The organism is Herbidospora sp. RD11066, assembly GCF_054661255.1.
Window position 1 is genome coordinate 1 of the sequence record NZ_BAAGDO010000017.1, and the last position, 15,807, is coordinate 15,807.

At 69.6% G+C, this 15,807-nt stretch carries 12 protein-coding genes and 1 rRNA gene; 7 read left to right on the forward strand and 6 right to left on the reverse strand.

What is annotated here, in order from left to right; genetic code table 11:
- A 5S ribosomal RNA gene (gene rrf / locus ACYQ78_RS38200) occupies positions 1-69 on the forward strand; the annotation flags it as partial.
- A 1,027-nt stretch (positions 70-1,096) separates the two neighbouring features.
- Positions 1,097-1,981 (forward strand): phenylalanine 4-monooxygenase, encoded by an 885-nt coding sequence (locus tag ACYQ78_RS38205; RefSeq protein ID WP_459805880.1) that lies wholly within the window; start codon positions 1,097-1,099, stop codon positions 1,979-1,981.
- Here the strand turns inward: ACYQ78_RS38205 and ACYQ78_RS38210 are convergent.
- The 5 genes from ACYQ78_RS38210 to ACYQ78_RS38230 all read right to left on the reverse strand — a co-directional run bounded on the left by ACYQ78_RS38210 (position 1,971) and on the right by ACYQ78_RS38230 (position 7,286).
- Positions 1,971-3,284: a phosphodiester glycosidase family protein gene (locus ACYQ78_RS38210; protein ID WP_459805881.1), complete on the reverse strand. Its 1,314-nt coding sequence runs from the start codon at positions 3,282-3,284 to the stop codon at positions 1,971-1,973. The two genes, ACYQ78_RS38205 and ACYQ78_RS38210, sit on opposite strands and share 11 nt — an antisense overlap.
- A gap of 263 nt (positions 3,285-3,547) precedes the next feature.
- On the reverse strand, positions 3,548-3,769 hold the full coding sequence (locus ACYQ78_RS38215) for a hypothetical protein (protein ID WP_459805882.1): 222 nt from the start codon (positions 3,767-3,769) through the stop codon (positions 3,548-3,550).
- Positions 3,770-3,877: 108 nt separating this feature from the next.
- Positions 3,878-4,909 carry a DmpA family aminopeptidase gene (locus ACYQ78_RS38220; protein ID WP_459805883.1) on the reverse strand — a complete coding sequence of 344 codons (1,032 nt, stop codon included), beginning with the start codon at positions 4,907-4,909 and terminating at the stop codon, positions 3,878-3,880.
- On the reverse strand, positions 4,906-6,510 hold the full coding sequence (locus ACYQ78_RS38225; protein WP_459805884.1) for a PucR family transcriptional regulator: 1,605 nt from the start codon (positions 6,508-6,510) through the stop codon (positions 4,906-4,908). Before ACYQ78_RS38225 ends, ACYQ78_RS38220 begins: the two co-directional genes overlap by 4 nt.
- A 26-nt stretch (positions 6,511-6,536) precedes the next feature.
- Positions 6,537-7,286 (reverse strand): TetR/AcrR family transcriptional regulator C-terminal domain-containing protein, encoded by a 750-nt coding sequence (locus ACYQ78_RS38230; protein ID WP_459805885.1) that lies wholly within the window; start codon positions 7,284-7,286, stop codon positions 6,537-6,539.
- 54 nt (positions 7,287-7,340) lie between these two features.
- On the opposite strand from ACYQ78_RS38230, the gene ACYQ78_RS38235 reads away from it, so the two are divergent.
- The 3 genes from ACYQ78_RS38235 (at position 7,341) to ACYQ78_RS38245 (ending at position 11,654) form a co-directional block, all read left to right on the forward strand.
- Complete coding sequence (locus tag ACYQ78_RS38235) at positions 7,341-8,810, forward strand: MFS transporter (protein ID WP_459805886.1); 1,470 nt, start codon at positions 7,341-7,343, stop codon at positions 8,808-8,810.
- Between the two features lie 67 nt (positions 8,811-8,877).
- Positions 8,878-10,158 (forward strand): aspartate aminotransferase family protein, encoded by a 1,281-nt coding sequence (locus tag ACYQ78_RS38240; protein WP_459805887.1) that lies wholly within the window; start codon positions 8,878-8,880, stop codon positions 10,156-10,158.
- Between the two features lie 17 nt (positions 10,159-10,175).
- The gene (locus ACYQ78_RS38245) at positions 10,176-11,654 is read left to right on the forward strand and encodes a CoA-acylating methylmalonate-semialdehyde dehydrogenase (protein ID WP_459805888.1); all 1,479 of its coding nucleotides are present in this window, start codon (positions 10,176-10,178) and stop codon (positions 11,652-11,654) included.
- Here ACYQ78_RS38245 and ACYQ78_RS38250 read toward each other — a convergent pair.
- Complete coding sequence (locus ACYQ78_RS38250; protein WP_459805889.1) at positions 11,651-13,045, reverse strand: MFS transporter; 1,395 nt, start codon at positions 13,043-13,045, stop codon at positions 11,651-11,653. The genes ACYQ78_RS38245 and ACYQ78_RS38250 overlap by 4 nt on opposite strands.
- Positions 13,046-13,302: 257 nt before the next feature.
- Between ACYQ78_RS38250 and ACYQ78_RS38255 the strand changes: the two genes are divergently transcribed.
- Together ACYQ78_RS38255 and ACYQ78_RS38260 are read left to right on the forward strand one after the other, a co-directional pair.
- Positions 13,303-14,460, forward strand: coding sequence for a type 2 periplasmic-binding domain-containing protein (locus ACYQ78_RS38255; RefSeq protein WP_459805890.1), 1,158 nt, complete (start codon positions 13,303-13,305; stop codon positions 14,458-14,460).
- An 85-nt stretch (positions 14,461-14,545) separates the two neighbouring features.
- On the forward strand, positions 14,546-15,748 hold the full coding sequence (locus tag ACYQ78_RS38260) for a saccharopine dehydrogenase family protein (protein ID WP_459805891.1): 1,203 nt from the start codon (positions 14,546-14,548) through the stop codon (positions 15,746-15,748).
- Positions 15,749-15,807: the final 59 nt, after the last annotated feature.

Here is a 15,807-nt window from a genome sequence, read left to right on the forward strand (position 1 = left end):
GAAGTTAAGCCCTCCAGCGCCGATGGTACTGCACCGGGGACGGTGTGGGAGAGTAGGACACCGCCGGACAATCTTTATACCGAAGGCCCCGACCACTTGGTCGGGGCCTTCGACGTTTCCAGGGGGAAATTCTTGAGCCCGGCCGATGACGGCCGGGCTTTCGGCGTTTCACGGGAGAGCTCGCGTGCCGGGGTTCGGTGTTTTTGAGGCCGTGAGTTCAGCTGAGCTTTGGCGCTTCACGGGCAAGTGCCCCGTCTGCCCAGGTGCTGGGCTTTGGCGTTTCGCGGTGAAGTACCAGCCTGCCCACGCGCTGAGCTTTTGATATCTCTCCAGGAGGTATCACGCCCGGCGTCCGTGCCGGGCTTTCGTGTTTCCGGGGGTGGTTCCGGAGCTCTGGTAGCGATGGGCCTGGATTCTCAGGAGCATCTGCCGGACTCGGCCATCGTGCCGGGCCTTTGGCGTTTCGAGGGGTCCTAGGTCCGGCCGTGGGGGACGGGTTTCGTATTTCCCGGGTGGTTTCGGAGGTGTGGTTGCGATGGGCCTGGGCTACTTGGGAGCGTGTGGTGGGCCCGGCTGGGCACCGGGCTTTCGTTTTCTAATGCGGTGACGATCGGCGTTGGCTTGGCAGGGTTCTCGTGTCTGGAGTGTTGCGGGGCCGGTGACTGCGGCTTGGCTTTCCGTAGGTTCCAACGTTGGCTTCCGGGCCTAGGCGTGTCGAGCTTGGCTCGATCAGCCGGGTTCTTCGTGTTGCTGGAGTGGTTGAAGCCCGGCCGGATTGGCCGGGCTTTCGTCGTTTCAGGGACCGTCGGTTCGGCCTGGCCAGCGATGCCTTCTTGCTGATGGTGATCTGGTCGGCCGAGGCTCACTTGCCGAACGGGACCATTGGCGGGATCGCCGTCACGGCCGGTCGTTCGGAGGGCTGTCGGCTTGGTTGCAACCAGAGGGGACCGGCTGGGAGAGCCGGTCAAACGACTCTCTCCGTGTACCCCGCAATCTGTCCAGTTCCCGCCCCCCTCCCGCTACAGAAGTGGCCGGATTGTCTAGGTTGAGCTGCGGATACTTGCTCTTCTGCCGTCCTTCTTGTTGTCATTTGTAGATGTTCGAGGAAGCGCAGTACTTCGCTCCTGTCGCGGCCAACGAGGACGGGTCCGTCACCGTTGAGCTCGCCAAGAGTCACCCGGGGTTCGCCGACCCCGTATATCGGGCGCGGCGGAACGCCATCGCCGGGCACGCCGTCGGTTACAAGCGCGGGGAACCCATCCCGCACGCCGAGTACACCGACGAGGAGCATGAGGTCTGGACTCTCGTGACGCGGGAGCTGGCCGTCAAGCACCGGAAGTACGCCATCACGGAGTTCCTCGACGCCTCCGCGGCGCTCGGGCTGCCGACGGATCGGATCCCCCAGCTCGAAGAGGTCAGCGAGCTGCTCAAGCCCCTCACGGGGTTCCGTTACCTGCCGGCCGCGGGGCTGGTGCCGCTCAGGGAGTTCTACGGCGTCCTGGCCGACTCCTACTTCCACTCGACGCAGTACATCCGCCACCATTCGGTCCCGTTCTACACCCCCGAGCCTGACGTCATCCACGAGGTCATCGGGCACGGCAACACGCTGGCCTCGGAGAGGTTCGCGGCGCTCTACCGGCTCGCCGGGCAGGCCGCCAAGCGGGTCGAGACGCAGGAGGCGCTGGAGTTCGTCTCCAAGGTCTTCTGGTTCACCCTCGAGTTCGGGGTGATGCGGGAGAACCGGGAGCTCAAGGCTTATGGGGCCGGGATCCTCAGCTCGTACGGCGAGATCGAGGAATTCCGGGGGATGGACATCCGGCCTCTGGACGTCACGGCCATGGGCACGACCGCTTACGACATCACGAAATATCAGGATGTCCTCTTCGAGGCGGCCTCGTTCGACCACCTCGAAGACGTCGTCGGTCAGTTCTGGGCGTCCTGTGACGATGACATGATCGCGAAGCTGAAGACTACGGCCTGATCAGCAGCGCGTCGCCGACGGGGCGCTCGGAGCCGTCCGAGGGCCTGTTGACGACCTTGCCCTTGACGACCATGGCGCTGGAGCCGCCGCCGTCGAGGTTGATGGCGTCGCGGGCGCCCAGCCAGCGCATGACGCTGGCGGCCTCGTGGAAGGAGGCGCCGACGGTCTGGCCGGGGGCGCGGCCGTCGACGACGGCCAGGATCAGTTTGCCGTTCTTCGTCACGCCCGCGAGGGTGCGGGGGTGGCGGCGGACGATCATGTTGATGTTGGCCATGCCGTCGGTGGAGGCGGTGATCCAGGTCTTGCCGTTCTTCACCAGGCCGACGCCGCCGCCGACGATGTGGGTGTCGGGCGTCAGCGGAACGGTCCTCCTCTTGCGCAGGTCGGTGACGGTCGTCTTGACCTGCACGGTGCCGCCCTCCTGCGCGTAGGCGGCGAGCCAGTCGGCGGCGGTGCCCGCGCCCTGGAGTACGCGCATGCCCTTCATGATCTTGGCGCCGGGTGAGCGCATCGCCTGGACGACGCCGTTCGCGTCGATGACGACCTCGGTGGCGCCGACCTTCGGGGTGCTGGCGCCGAACTCCTCGGTGTAGAGGACGAGCTCGCCGTCCCTGGCGACCCGGTTGACCCCGGCCACGGGGGCCTGGGCGCCACCGGCGGCCACGGTGACGGAGCTCTTCAGCTCGGTGATGCGGGCGGTGCGGCCCTTCAGGACCACGCCGGTGCGGCCCTCGACGGCCTCGCTCAGCAGTTTGCCGCCGACGACCGAGATGCCCGTCGGGTCGCCCCGGTAGGCGGCGCCGGTGTGGATGTCGAAGAAGCCCCCGTTGACGCCGGCGATCGCGCCCGCGCCCTTGGCCATGTCGCTGACCCGCTCGCGGACGGCGGTCTTCTTGCCGAGGCTGGCGGCGAAGGTGCCCCGGAAGCTCCTCGGGTCGATCATGAGGATCTTCATCGACCACGGGCCGGAGGTGACGAAGCCGTCGTCGCCCGTGTAGTCGGTCTTGGCGCTGACCCCCGCCTTCTTGAGCTCCTTGACGACCTTGTCGGCCTCTTTCCCCTGCTTGAGCGTCCACTGCCCGATGCGGACCATCCAGTAGTCCTGCGTGGGGAAGTCGGCCACGGCGGGGCGGGTGAACTTCACGATCACCGGCTCGAACCCGGCCATCTGCACGGCCAGGGCCTGGTTCTCGGCCGTGCGCTGCGTGTACGCGTCCTTCCCCGCGACCAGCACCGTGACGGTGTAGCCGTCTTTGTTGGTGCCGTGCCGGAGGGTGATGTACTCGATGCCAGGGACGACCATCTTCGACGTCGTCTTCGCTATCCCCGGCACACCCAGCGGAAAGCTCGACGACGGAAGTGCGGTGGTCTTCTGGCTGTCAGCAAAAACCGGCATAACGGGCAAAAGGGTTGCCGCTGCGGTAATTGCGACGGTCAGACGGCCTCTCATATGGTCTCTCCCCAATAGTGGTCGTGAGGGACCATCGTGGCGAGATTGACGCTTTTAGGGGGGGAAACACGCCAATCAGCATGAGATTTATTGGCCGAATTGCCTATTTTGCCTGGTCAATACCCGGTGGTCGCCTGACGGACGAACTCCTGTGCGGAGAGCGCCTCGATGAAGCCGATCCGTCCGTCGTCGAATCGGCGCAGGCCCCAGTAGTGGCCGGTGGCGGAGCCGTACCAGATGCTCCAGTGGGGGAAGCGGGCCGACAGTGCGCGGACGATCGCGCGGTGGTCGGGCGCCGGGAAGGCGCGGGGCGGGGTCTCTGACTCGGTTATCGTCACGTTCCGAGACAACCACATTCCAGAGGGTGAAACCGGTATGCCCGATTCGAGGGGTGGGGCAGGTTTTACACCTGGAGCAAACGCGTCTTATCTGGCCTTGTCGCGGGTTTACACCGCGCCGAGCAGAGCCGCCAGCCGGGCGCCGCCGAGACCCTCGACGGTGAGGCCCCGGAAGCCCGTCATCGTGTCGGCGGCGACGAGCGCGTTGACGATCGCCTCCTCGGTCGCCTCGATGACAGCGTGGTAGAGCGGGTCGAGATGGTCGTCGGCCAGCACGGTGACCGGATAGGTCTTCGGGGTGTCCGCGCCGAGCACGTTCCGCGGCAGGTTCCGGTTGCCGGTGGCGAAGCAGAGGAAGCCGTCGCCGCTGGAGTTCTCGCCCGCGCCGCCGGTCCGCCCGACGCCCAGGGATGCGCGCCGGGCCAGCCGGGCGCACTGGTGGGGCAGCAGCGGCGCGTCGGTGGCGACGATGCCGATGATCGACCCCGCCCCCTCGTGGGGCACCTCCGAGGCGCCCAGGGAACGCCCGACGTTGACGCCGTTCACCGTGAGCCGGTCGCGGTGGCCGTGGTTGGCCTGCACCAGCACCCCGACCGTCAGGCCGTCGACGACACGTGAGGCGGTGCCGATCCCGCCCTTGAAACCGTGACAGATCATCCCGGTCCCGCCGCCGACCGACCCCTCGGCGACCGCTCCGGTTGCGGCCGTCGCCACAGCCTCCTGTACGTGTTCAGCCGTCACATGGCGCCCGGTGATGTCGTTCAGGGAGCCGTCCCAGGTCTCGCCGACCACCGGAAGCGACCAGCCCTGGCCGCCCGGGTCGAGCGAGGCCAGCGTGTCGCGGACCACGCCCACCGAGGCGGTGCTCGTCAGGCCGATCGGTGAGGCGAGCATGCCCAGCTCGCGCAGGTAGGCCATGCCGGTCAGCTCGCCGTTGCCGTTGAGCCAGTGGTATCCGGCGAACACCGGCTCGGCGAAGGGCTCGCCGTCGTGCGGGACGATCACGGTCACGCCGGTCCGTACGGAGTCGCCGGAGATCAGCGTCGTGTGCCCCACCCGGACCCCCGGCACGTCGGTGATCGCGTTGTGCGCGCCGCAGGCGCCCGAGCCGATCACGATCCCGTGGTCGCGTGCCCTCATCGGTTGTTCTCCCGGCGGAACGACTCCAGCGCCAGCAGCGCGACGTGCAGCGACAGGCACGACTCGACGTCGTCGAGGTCGGTCGACAGCACCCGCTCCAGGCGGCGCAGCCGGTCGTAGAAGGCCGGTCGCGACAGGTGGGCGCGCTGGGCGGCGACCGCCTTGTTGCGGCCTGCCTCCAGATAGATGCGCAGGATACGGGTCAGGTCGGAGTTGCGCTGGGCGTCGTGGGCCAGCAGCGCGCCGAGCTCGCGTTCGGCGAAGGTCTGGATCCGGGCGTCGTCGCGCAGCAGCTGGAGCAGACCGCGCAGGCGCAGGTCGGGCAGCCGGTAGAAGGGGCGCCCGTCGGGCTGGCGGACGGCCACGTCGGCGACCTGCTCGGCTTCGAGGAAGCTGCGGCGTACATCACGGAGGGACTCGACCGTCGAACCGGCGGCGAGGACGGCCCCGGCGGCGCGGAGCCGCTCGGCCAGCGTGGTGAGGGCGGTCTCGGCGTTCATCCGGGGCGGGAGGGGCAGCAGCACGCCGACGTGGGTCTGCCCGAGGCTGCCCACCAGGGCGGGGAGGCGGGCGTCGCGGCAGGCGGCGGCGGTGAGGTCGGCCAGGTCGGCGAGCCTGACCTGTTCGTCGAGGGCGCCGTCGCCGGGCGTGGTCGGCCTGATCGCGATGCTGACGAGCTTGCGGCCGGTCAGCGGCACGCCCACCGCTCTGGCGCGGGCGGCGGCCTCGTCGGGGTCGGCGTAGGCGTGGGTGAGGATGCCGGTGAGGATCGTGCCGTGGGCCTGGCGCTCCAGGGAGAGCTGGTGGCGTTCGAGGAGACGTCCAAGAGCGAGAGTGGTCGCGGCCCGTTCGGCCAGCACGATGTCGCGCGGCCCCGGCGGCCGGTCGGCGAGCAGGATCAGCCGGCCCCAGTCCTGACCCCGGGCGCCGACCACGGTGACCAGCCACCCGGCCGCCTCGTCGTAGGCGGTGCGGCCCTCGGGGGAGACGGCCCGCGAGCGGGTCTCCCAGCTGGCCAGCAGTGCGCCGACGTCCTGCCCGGCCGAGTCGCAGGCGAGCACCTGGTGGGCCAGGTTCTCCAGCATCACCGGGCGGCCGGAGAACCGCGCCACCTGGGCGAGCACCTCGGCCGGTGAGGCGCCCTCGACCGAGAGCTCGGTGAAGATCTCGTGGAGCTGCTCGGAGGCGCGCAGCTCCTGGATCTGCGAGTCGATGATCATGTTGTGGACGGACTCGGTGATCTGCACGAACGGCGTCTCGCGGGCCAGTGTGATCAGCGGGAGCCCGTGGTCTTCGGCCGACTTGACCACCGCGGCGGGCAGTTCGCTGACGAACCGGCGGCCCAGTTCGACGACCAGTCCGGAGGCGCCGACCTGGGCCAGGTCGGCCACGTAGTCGGCGAGTTTGTCGGGTTCGGGGGGCAGCGCCACGCCCGTGGTGAGCACCAGTTCGCCGCCGCGCAGCAGGGGCGCGATGTCGGTGATCTCGCCCACGTGCACCCAGCGGACCCGGCCGTTCAGCCGGTCGGCGCCCGCGACCACGGTGGGGTCGCCGCGCCGGACCGTGTCGAGGGAGAGCACGTCCGCGACGGTGGGGAGCATGCCAGCGAGACTAGCCGTTCGATGTGTCAGTTTGTCAGGTGATTTGATGGCATATCTGCACTTCGGGGGAGCCGCCTGGCCAGGCCGTCGAGCATGGAGACCAGTCCGAAGTCGAACGAGAGCTGCCGGTGGGCGAGCGGGTCGATCGTGCTCTCGACCGCCTCCTGGAACCGCGCGTGGATCTCGGGGTGGGCGCGGGCGGCCTCCTCGACCACCGGGGCGAGGTCCTTCTGGGCCTGGGCCATGGTGATGCCCCGGCTCTTGAGCGCCGAGGTGTAGGCGGCCTCGGGCGCGGTGGCCCCGATCGTGTACGACAGCACCGCCGCCCCCGCGTAGTCGATGTCGTGGCCCTGGAACCCCGCGCGGGTCAGGGCGGCGCAGAGGGTGGCCGAGCAGTTCATGGCGTTGGGGCCGAGCGCGGGCAGCGAGCCCAGCACGAACGTGAACCACGGGTGGGCCATGATCGCCGCGCGCAGCCCCCACGCCACGTTGCTGACGACCTCGCGCCAGCTCTCCGACTCGGGGATGCGGACCGCGCCGAAGACCTCGTCCATGGCCAGTTCGAGCAGTTCGTTCTTGTTGGCGACGTGCCAGTAGAGGCTGGTGGCCCCGGCGTCGAGCTTGGCGCCGAGCTTGCGCATGCTGAGCGCCTCCATGCCCTCGGCGTCGAGCAGCTCGACCGTCGCCCGCACGATCTGCTCACGGCTGAGGCCCTGCTGCGCGCGGCGGGGCTTGGCTTCCCGCGTCCACACGCTGGTGAAGCGCTGTTCCGGCATCCGTCCACAGTAATTCGCTCGCACACTGTTCGAGGATCGTCGTACAGTGTGCGAGTGACCTCGAACACTGTACGAGACCCCCGGCGCTGGTGGATTCTCGTCGCCCTCTGTCTGGCCGTGATGGTTCTCGTGGTGGACAACACCGTCCTGAACCTGGCCATCCCGGCCCTCATGCGCGATCTCGGCGCCACGCCCGCCGACGTCCAGTGGATCATCGACGCCTACATCCTGGTCTTCGCCGGGCTGCTGCTCACCGCCGGATCCCTCTCCGACCGCTACGGACGGCGGAGGTTCCTGATCATCGGTCTGGTGATCTTCGGCGCGGCGTCCGCCCTGGCCATGCTCGCGACGGAGCCGTGGCACCTCATCGGGGCCCGGGTGCTCATGGGCGTGGGCGGCTCGTTCATGATGCCGTCGACCCTGTCGATCCTCATCACGGTCTTCGACGAGGACGAACGCCGCACCGCCATCGCCGCCTGGAGCGCGGTCGCCGGCATCGGCGTCATCGCCGGGCCGACGCTGGGCGGGTTCCTCCTCCACAACTACTACTGGGGCTCGGTCTTCCTCCTCAACGTGCCCATCGCGATCATCGCGATCATCGCCGCCGTCGTGCTGATGCCCGAGTCGAAAGGGGAGCCCCGGGGCTTCGACCCCCTCGGCGTGGTGCTCTCGATCGTGGGGCTCAGCTCGGCCGTCTGGGTCGTGATCATGCTGCCGCAGCACGGGTTCAACGTCTTCATGACGGCGGTCGCGGTGCTGGCGATCGGCGGGTTCGTCTGGTGGGAGCGCCGGGCGGCGCATCCGCTGCTGCCGCTGGACCTGTTCCGGAACCGGTCGTTCTCCGGGGCGTCGTTCTCGATCGTGCTGCTGTCGTTCGGCGCGGGCGCGCTCATGCTGGCCCTCACGCTGTACCTGCAGTTCGTGCTCGGGTACGCCGCCCTCCAGGCCGGCCTCGCCCTGGTGCCCTACGTGCTGGCGTCCTTCGTCTTCAGCGGCGTCGGGGCGGCTCTCGGCAAGAAGGCGTCCAACCGGACCCTGATCGTGACGGGCCTGGCCGTCCTCGGCGGGTCCTTCGGCCTGCTGTCCACCCTCGACGTCACCGACGGATACGGCTTCCTCATCGCCTGCCTGATCGTCATGGGCATCGGCGGCGGCCTGGCGGGCCCCGCGGCCTACGCGACCCTGATGGGCGCGGTGCCGCCCGAGCACGCCGGGGTCGGCTCGGCGCTCAACGACACCGTGCAGCAGGTCGGGGCCGCCCTGTCGATCGCGGTGCTGGGGAGCGTGCTGGCGGCGGCGTACACGGCGGGGATGCCTCTGGACGCGCCGGAGGCGGCGCGGGAGTCGGTCGGCGTGGCGGTCAACAGCGGCGTCGCCGAGCTGGTGCGGGCGGGCAAGGAGTCGTTCCTGTCGGCGATGTCGATCGGGTCGTGGGTGGGGGCCGGGTGCTCGCTGCTCGCGGCGGTGGTGGCCCTGGTCGTCCTGCCCAGGAAAGCGCCCGTTCGTGAAGAGGTCACTGTGTAAGGGATGGCGGGGATGGTCCGACATGTTGCGGGTATGGCCAGAAGTTATGAGCCGGGATACTCAAGGCATGTCGGACGACCTTCTTGCCCGCCACCGCGCGGTGATGCCCAACTGGCTGGCCCTCTACTACAACGAGCCCATCGAGATCGTCGGCGGGAAGGGCAACCGCGTCGTGGACGCGAGCGGGAAGTCCTACCTCGACTTCTTCGCCGGGATCCTGACGAACATGATCGGCTACGACGTCGCCGAGGTTCGCGACGCGGTCGAGCGCCAGATCGCCAGCGGGGTCGTGCACACCTCGACGGTCTACCTGCTGCGCGGCCAGGTCGAGCTCGCCGAGAAGATCGCCCGCCTGTCGGGCATCCCCGACGCCAAGGTCTTCTTCACCAACTCGGGCACCGAGGCCAACGAGACCGCCCTGCTGCTGGCCACCTACGCCCGCAAGACCGACCAGATCCTGGCCATGCGCCAGAGCTACCACGGCCGTTCGTTCGGCACGGTCGCGGTCACCTCGAACCGGTCGTGGAAGAACAACTCGCTGTCGCCGCTGAACGTCCACTTCCTGCACGGCGCCGACCGCCACCTGACCCAGTTCCGCGGCATGAACGACGAGCAGTACATCGCCGCCTGCGTCGACGACCTGCGCCACGTGCTGGCCACCGCCACCGGCGGCGACGTCGCGGCCCTGATCGCCGAGCCGATCCAGGGCGTCGGCGGGTTCACCATGGCGCCCGACGGGCTGTTCCGCGCCTACCAGGAGGTCCTCGCCGAGCAGGGCGTGCTGTTCATCTCGGACGAGGTGCAGACGGGCTGGGGGCGTACCGGCTCCGCGTTCTTCGGCATCCAGAACCACGGCGTGACGCCCGACATGATGACCTTCGCCAAGGGCCTCGGCAACGGGTTCGCCGTCGGCGGCGTCGTCGCGCGCGGCGACCTGATGGACAACCTGCACGCCGTCGGCCTGGCCACCTTCGGCGGCAACCCGGTCTCGATGGCCGCCGCCAACGCCACCCTCGACTACGTGCTCGACCACGACCTCCAGGCCAACGCCGCCAGGACCGGCGCGATCATCATCGACGGCCTGCGCGAGGCGGCGCCCCGCCTGCCCGTGGTCGGCGACGTGCGCGGCAAGGGCCTGATGTTCGCCGTGGAACTGGTCGCGGCGGACGGCTCGCCATCGCCGGAACTGGCCGCGAAGTTCATGGAGGAGACCAAGAAGCTCGGCCTCCTGGCGGGCAAGGGCGGCCTCTACGGCCACACGATCCGCATGGCCCCGCCGCTGACCCTGACCGAGGAGGAGGCCCGCGAGGGCCTGGGCATCATCGTGACCGCACTGGAGAACCTGTGACGCTGACGGGAGAAGCCGTGACCGACAAGCGCATCACCCACTGGATCGGCGGTGCCCCCCGGGACTCCGAGCGGTCCGCCGACGTGTTCAACCCGGCGAGTGGCGATGTATCCGCCCAAGTAGCGCTGGCCTCCGTGGCCGACGTCGACGCCGCCGTGGCCGCAGCGAAGGCCGCCTTTCCCGCCTGGCGGGACGCCTCGCTGGTCAAGCGCGCCCACGTGCTCTTCAAATTCAGAGAGCTCCTGTACGCCAACCGCGACGCCCTCGCCGCCCTGATCTCGGCCGAACACGGCAAGGTCCACTCCGACGCCCTCGGTGAGGTAGCCCGCGGCCTGGAGGTCGTCGAGTTCGCCTGCGGCATCCCCCACCTGCTCAAGGGCGGCTTCTCGGAGAACGTCTCGACCAACGTCGACTCGTTCTCGATCCGCCAGTCGCTGGGCGTGGTCGCCGGGATCACCCCGTTCAACTTCCCGGCCATGGTGCCGATGTGGATGTTCCCGGTCGCCATCGCCTGCGGCAACACGTTCATCCTCAAGCCGTCGGAGCGCGACCCCTCGGCCTCGCTGCTGATGGCCGAGCTGTGGAAGCAGGCGGGTCTGCCCGACGGGGTCTTCAACGTCGTCCAGGGGGACAAGGTGGCCGTCGACCGGCTGCTCGACCACCCCGACGTGAAGGCCGTCAGCTTCGTCGGCTCGACGCCCATCGCCCGCTACGTCTACGAGACCGGTACCGCGCGCGGCAAGCGGGTGCAGGCGCTCGGCGGCGCCAAGAACCACATGCTGGTGCTCCCGGACGCCGACCTCGACCTGGTCGCCGACTCGGCCGTCTCGGCGGGCTTCGGCTCGGCGGGCGAGCGCTGCATGGCGATCTCGGTCGTGCTGGCCGTCGACCCGATCGGCGACGAGCTGGTCGAGAAGATCGCTTCGAGGGCCCGCAAGATCAAGGTCGGCCCCGGCGACGACCCGGCGTCGGAGATGGGCGCCCTGGTCACGAAGGTCCACCGCGACAAGGTGGCCTCCTACCTGGACCTCGGCGAAGGCAAGATCGTCGTGGACGGCCGCGAGAACCTCCCCGAGGGCGACGGCTTCTGGCTCGGCCCGACGGTCGTCGACCACGTGCCGCCCGGCTCCCGCACCCACCGCGAGGAGATCTTCGGCCCGGTGCTCTCGATCGTGCGGGTCGCCTCCTACGAGGAGGGCCTGACCCTGATCAACGAGGGCGAATACGGCAACGGCACCGCCATCTTCACCAACGACGGCGGCGCCGCCCGGCGCTTCCAGAACGAGGTCGAGGTCGGCATGGTCGGCGTGAACGTGCCGATCCCGGTGCCGATGGCCTTCTACAGCTTCGGCGGCTGGAAGGCCAGCCTCTTCGGCGACACCCACGTGCACGGTGTCGAGGGCGTCCACTTCTACACCCGTGGGAAGGTCGTCACCTCGCGGTGGCTCGACCCCTCCCACGGGGGAGTGAACCTGGGCTTCCCGACCAACGGCTAACGCGACTTGGGCGCCAGGAAGACCAGCGCCACGACGATGGTGGCGGCCATCAGGCCGGCGCCGACCAGGAAGACCGCGCTGTAACCGGCCGTCGGGGTGGTGAAGGTGGCCGCGACGGTGGCCAGCCCGGCCAGGCCGAGCGAGCCGCCGACCTGCCGGGAGGCCCCCAGCACGCCGGAGACCAGGCCCGACTCCTCACGCCGCACCCCGTTGGTCGCGAGCACGACCAGCGGGGTGAACGCCAGCCCGGCGCCGCCGGCCATCAGGATGCCCGGGATCATGACGCCCAGGACGTAGCCGTCGAGCATGGCCGCCTGGAGCAGCAGCCCGGCGATGGCCACGACGGTCGCGCCGAGCAGGAGCGTGCGCGGGGTCATCCGGCGCAGCAGCAGCGGCGCCAGCCGCCCGGTGGCGATCAGGGTCAGCGCGTGGGGGAAGAACCCCAGACCGGCCTGGAGCGCGGAGTAGCCCAGGTCACCCTGCATGTAGATCGACAGGAAGTACCACATCGCGAAGAAGATGCCGCCGGACAGGACCTGGATGATCGTGGTCCCGGCGACCGTGCGCTGGGTGAGCAGCCGCAGCGGCACCAGCGGGCTCGCCGTCTTCGACTCGACCAGCGTGAACAGCCCCAGCCCGAGCACGCCCAGGATCAGCGGCACCAGGGCGACCGGCGACCCCCAGCCGTGTTCGTGGGTCTCGACCGTGCCGTAGGCGATGGCCGTCAGCGAGCCGGTGACCAGCACCGCACCGGGGAAGTCGAGCCGCGCCGAGCCCTCGGGCCGGTCGCGGGCGATCACCCGCAGGCCCATGACCACGATGGCCAGCCCGATCGGGACGTTGATCAGCAGCGTCCAGCGCCAGGACAGCAGTTCGGTGAGGGTGCCGCCGAGGATGCCGCCCGCCGCGCCCCCGGCCGCGCCGACGGAGTTCCACGCGGAGATGGCGGCGGTGCGCCTCGGGCCCTCGGAGAAGGTCGTGGTGAGGATCGTGAGGGTGGTCGGGGCCAGCACGGCCGCGCCGACACCCTGCAGCACCCGCGCCGCGATCAGCAGCGCCGGGTCGGTCGCCATGCCGCCCAGCAGGCTGGCCAGCGCGAACACCGCCACGCCTGTGAGGAACACGCGCTTGCGGCCGAACAGGTCGGCGGCCCGGCCGCCGAGCAGCATCAGGCCCGCGAAGGTCAGGGCGTAGGCGTTGACCACCCACTGGAGCCCGGTCTCGGTGAACCCCAGGTCGGCGCTCATCGAGGGGAGCGCGACGTTCACGATCGAGACGTCGAGCACCACCATGAACTGGCCCAGACAGGCCAGCACGATGACCGCTATCGCGGCCCGGTCGAGCGGAGGATCGTCGGTGACCCCGGGAGCCGGGGTGACGGCCGCGCTCACGAGGCCCGCCCCGCGAAAGAGATCGCCGAGGTTCGGTGGCCGGGTGAGGGGGAGGAGGTCGGGCTCATGCGGGCGATCCTGGGGTGGTCGGGTCGGTCGGGTCGGTCGGTGTGTCTCGGGTGTCGCCAGGTGCCCGGGAAGGGGTGGAGCTCATGCGCCGACTCTACGGAAGCCCGCCGACAGAACTCACTCGGATATTGGTCCTAGGACCTGCGAGTAGGCTTCCGGGGAGTCGGGTTCCAGGCCGTGGAGGATCGTTGGCGTCACGTCGTCTCACCACTCTCGCCGGGGCCCTCGTCCTCCTGCTGGCCGGGTGCGGTCAGGAGGTCGTCTCCGCGCCTTCTCCGTCGGTTTCGCCCTCGTCCTCGCCGTCCGCGACCCGGTCGCCGTCGGCCTCTCCGTCGCCGACACCCACCCCTTCCGGCACGGGTGAGGGCGCGCTCACGGTCCTGGCGCCGCGGGGGTTCGTCGAGTGGGGTGGCAACGACCGCAAGGTCAACTGGGTCGCGCCGTTCGAGCGGGCGACCGGGTGCCGGGTGACCTACCGGCCGTGGGACTACGTCGCCGGCAACCCCGTCAACGTCGACACCTTCGACGTCGTGGCGGCCGGGCCCGACCTGGCCGGGAAGCTGGTCGCCGAGCAGGGCGCGGCCCGGGTCGACACCGGTGAGGTCGCCGGTTACTCCTCGCTGCCGAAGTGGGTGCGCGAGCTGGTCGGCGACCACGGCGTGCCCTACGTGTGGGACACCACCGTCGTGGCCGTGAAAGACGGCGCCAAGGGCTCGATCTTCGAGACCGACGAGCCCGTGCTGCTCCGCGACTCCCCGCTGACCATCGCCGACGCCGCCCTCGCGCTCGGTTTCGACAACCCCTACCAGCTCAGCCCCGAGCAGCTCGGCGAGGCCGTGGCGCTCCTGGAGAAGAAGAAAGAAGGCCGGGCCTACTGGCGCGACCCGATCCAGGTGATCGAGGGGTTCGCGGGGGGCGCGGCGATGGCCCAGGCCACGCCCTATGTGCTGGGCGGCATGGCGGGCGCCGGGCTCAAGGTGCGCCAGGCCGAGGGCCCCGCCACCGGCTGGGTCATGTCGTGGATGGTCTCGGCCCGCGCCGCCCACCCCGAGTGCGCCAAGAGCTGGCTCGACTACTCGCTGCGGCCCGAGGTACAGCGCGAGGTCGCCTGGTGGACGGGCACCGCCCCGGCCAACACGAAGGCGTGCACGTACAAGACCCCTGAGAAGGAAGCCCTGCCCGACGAGGGCGTCAAGCAGGACCGCATCGCGACGCTGTGCGGCGAGCACCTGAGCAAGGGCGTGGTCTTCGCCACCTTCCCGGCCAAGGACTGCGGCGGCGAAGAGGGCTCGTGCACGGCCTACGAAGACTGGATCAAGGCCTGGGGCGCTCTCAAGGAGCAGTAGCCCCCCAGAGTTCACTGATTGGTGGACCAGTCGAATTCGCCCATCTTATTGAATGGTCGACCAGTCAGCTGTTAGCCTGCATCTCATGCGGATCCTCCTTGTTGGCGCTGGTGGCGTGGGTTCGGCCATGTTGGCCATCGCTTCGCGGCGCAGTTTCTACGACCACATCGTTGTTGCCGACTACGACGTCACCCGGGCCGTTTCCGCATGTGCCCGGATCGAAGACCCCCGGTTCTCGGCGATCGGGCTCGACGCCTCCGACGCCGCCGCGGTCGAGGCGGCCCTGCGGGCCCACGAGTGCGACGTGCTGTTCAACGCCGTCGACCCGCGCTTCGACATGCCCCTCTTCACGGCCGCCCTGAACGCCGGCGCCACCTACCTCGACATGGCGATGTCGCTGAGCGCGCGCCATCCCCAGCGCCCCTTTGAGATCCCCGGTGTGAAGCTCGGCGACGAACAGTTCGCCCTGGCGAAGGAGTGGGAGGACCGCGGCCTGCTGGCGCTCGTCGGCATGGGCGTCGAGCCCGGCCTCGCCGACGTCTTCGCCCGCTACGCCGCCGACCACCTGTTCGAGCGCATCGACGAGATCGGCGTCCGCGACGGGTCGAACCTGTCGGTCGACGGCTACGACTTCGCTCCCACCTTCTCCATCTGGACGACCATCGAGGAGTGCCTGAACCCCCCGATCGTCTGGCAGGACGGCGACTGGCACACCACCGAGCCGTTCAGCGAGCCCGAGATCTTCGACTTCCCCGAGGGCATCGGGCCGGTCGAGTGCGTGAACGTCGAGCACGAAGAGGTCCTGCTGATGCCCCGCTGGGTCGACACCCGCCGGGTCACCTTCAAATACGGCCTGGGCAACGAGTTCATCGAGGTGCTCAAGACCCTCCGCAAGCTCGGCCTCGACTCGCCCGGCACCGTGAAGGTGAAGGGCCTGGACGTCTCACCTCGCGACGTCGTGGCCGCCTCGCTGCCCGACCCGTCGACCCTCGGCGACCGGATGCGCGGCAAGACCTGCGCCGGCACCTGGGTCAAGGGCCTCGGCAAGGACGGCCGGGAGCGCGAGGTCTACCTCTACCACGTGGTCGACAACGAGTGGTCGATGCGCGAGTACGGCTGCCAGGCGGTCGTCTGGCAGACCGCGGTGCACCCGGTCGTCGCGCTGGAACTGCTGGCCGACGGGGTCTGGAAGGGCAAGGGCGTGCTCGGCCCCGAGGCGTTCGACGCGGTGCCGTTCCTCGACCTGCTCACCGACTACGGCTCTCCTTGGGCGCTCCGCGAGCAGTGAGCTGCCGCTCGCCGCGTCTCGGCGCGACCGGGAGAAGGGCTTCGGTGCACTCGTCACAG

Bases quoted from the DNA above. Each gene is read 5' to 3' on its own strand.
- ACYQ78_RS38240 (WP_459805887.1), top strand. From the start codon at position 8,878: ATGTCGGACGACCTTCTTGCCCGCCACCGCGCGGTGATGCCCAACTGG.
- ACYQ78_RS38225 (WP_459805884.1), bottom strand. From the start codon at position 6,510: ATGCTCCCCACCGTCGCGGACGTGCTCTCCCTCGACACGGTCCGGCGC.
- ACYQ78_RS38210 (WP_459805881.1), bottom strand. From the start codon at position 3,284: ATGGTCGTCCCTGGCATCGAGTACATCACCCTCCGGCACGGCACCAAC.
- ACYQ78_RS38205 (WP_459805880.1), top strand. From the start codon at position 1,097: ATGTTCGAGGAAGCGCAGTACTTCGCTCCTGTCGCGGCCAACGAGGAC.
- ACYQ78_RS38220 (WP_459805883.1), bottom strand. From the start codon at position 4,909: ATGAGGGCACGCGACCACGGGATCGTGATCGGCTCGGGCGCCTGCGGC.
- ACYQ78_RS38230 (WP_459805885.1), bottom strand. From the start codon at position 7,286: ATGCCGGAACAGCGCTTCACCAGCGTGTGGACGCGGGAAGCCAAGCCC.
- ACYQ78_RS38260 (WP_459805891.1), top strand. From the start codon at position 14,546: ATGCGGATCCTCCTTGTTGGCGCTGGTGGCGTGGGTTCGGCCATGTTG.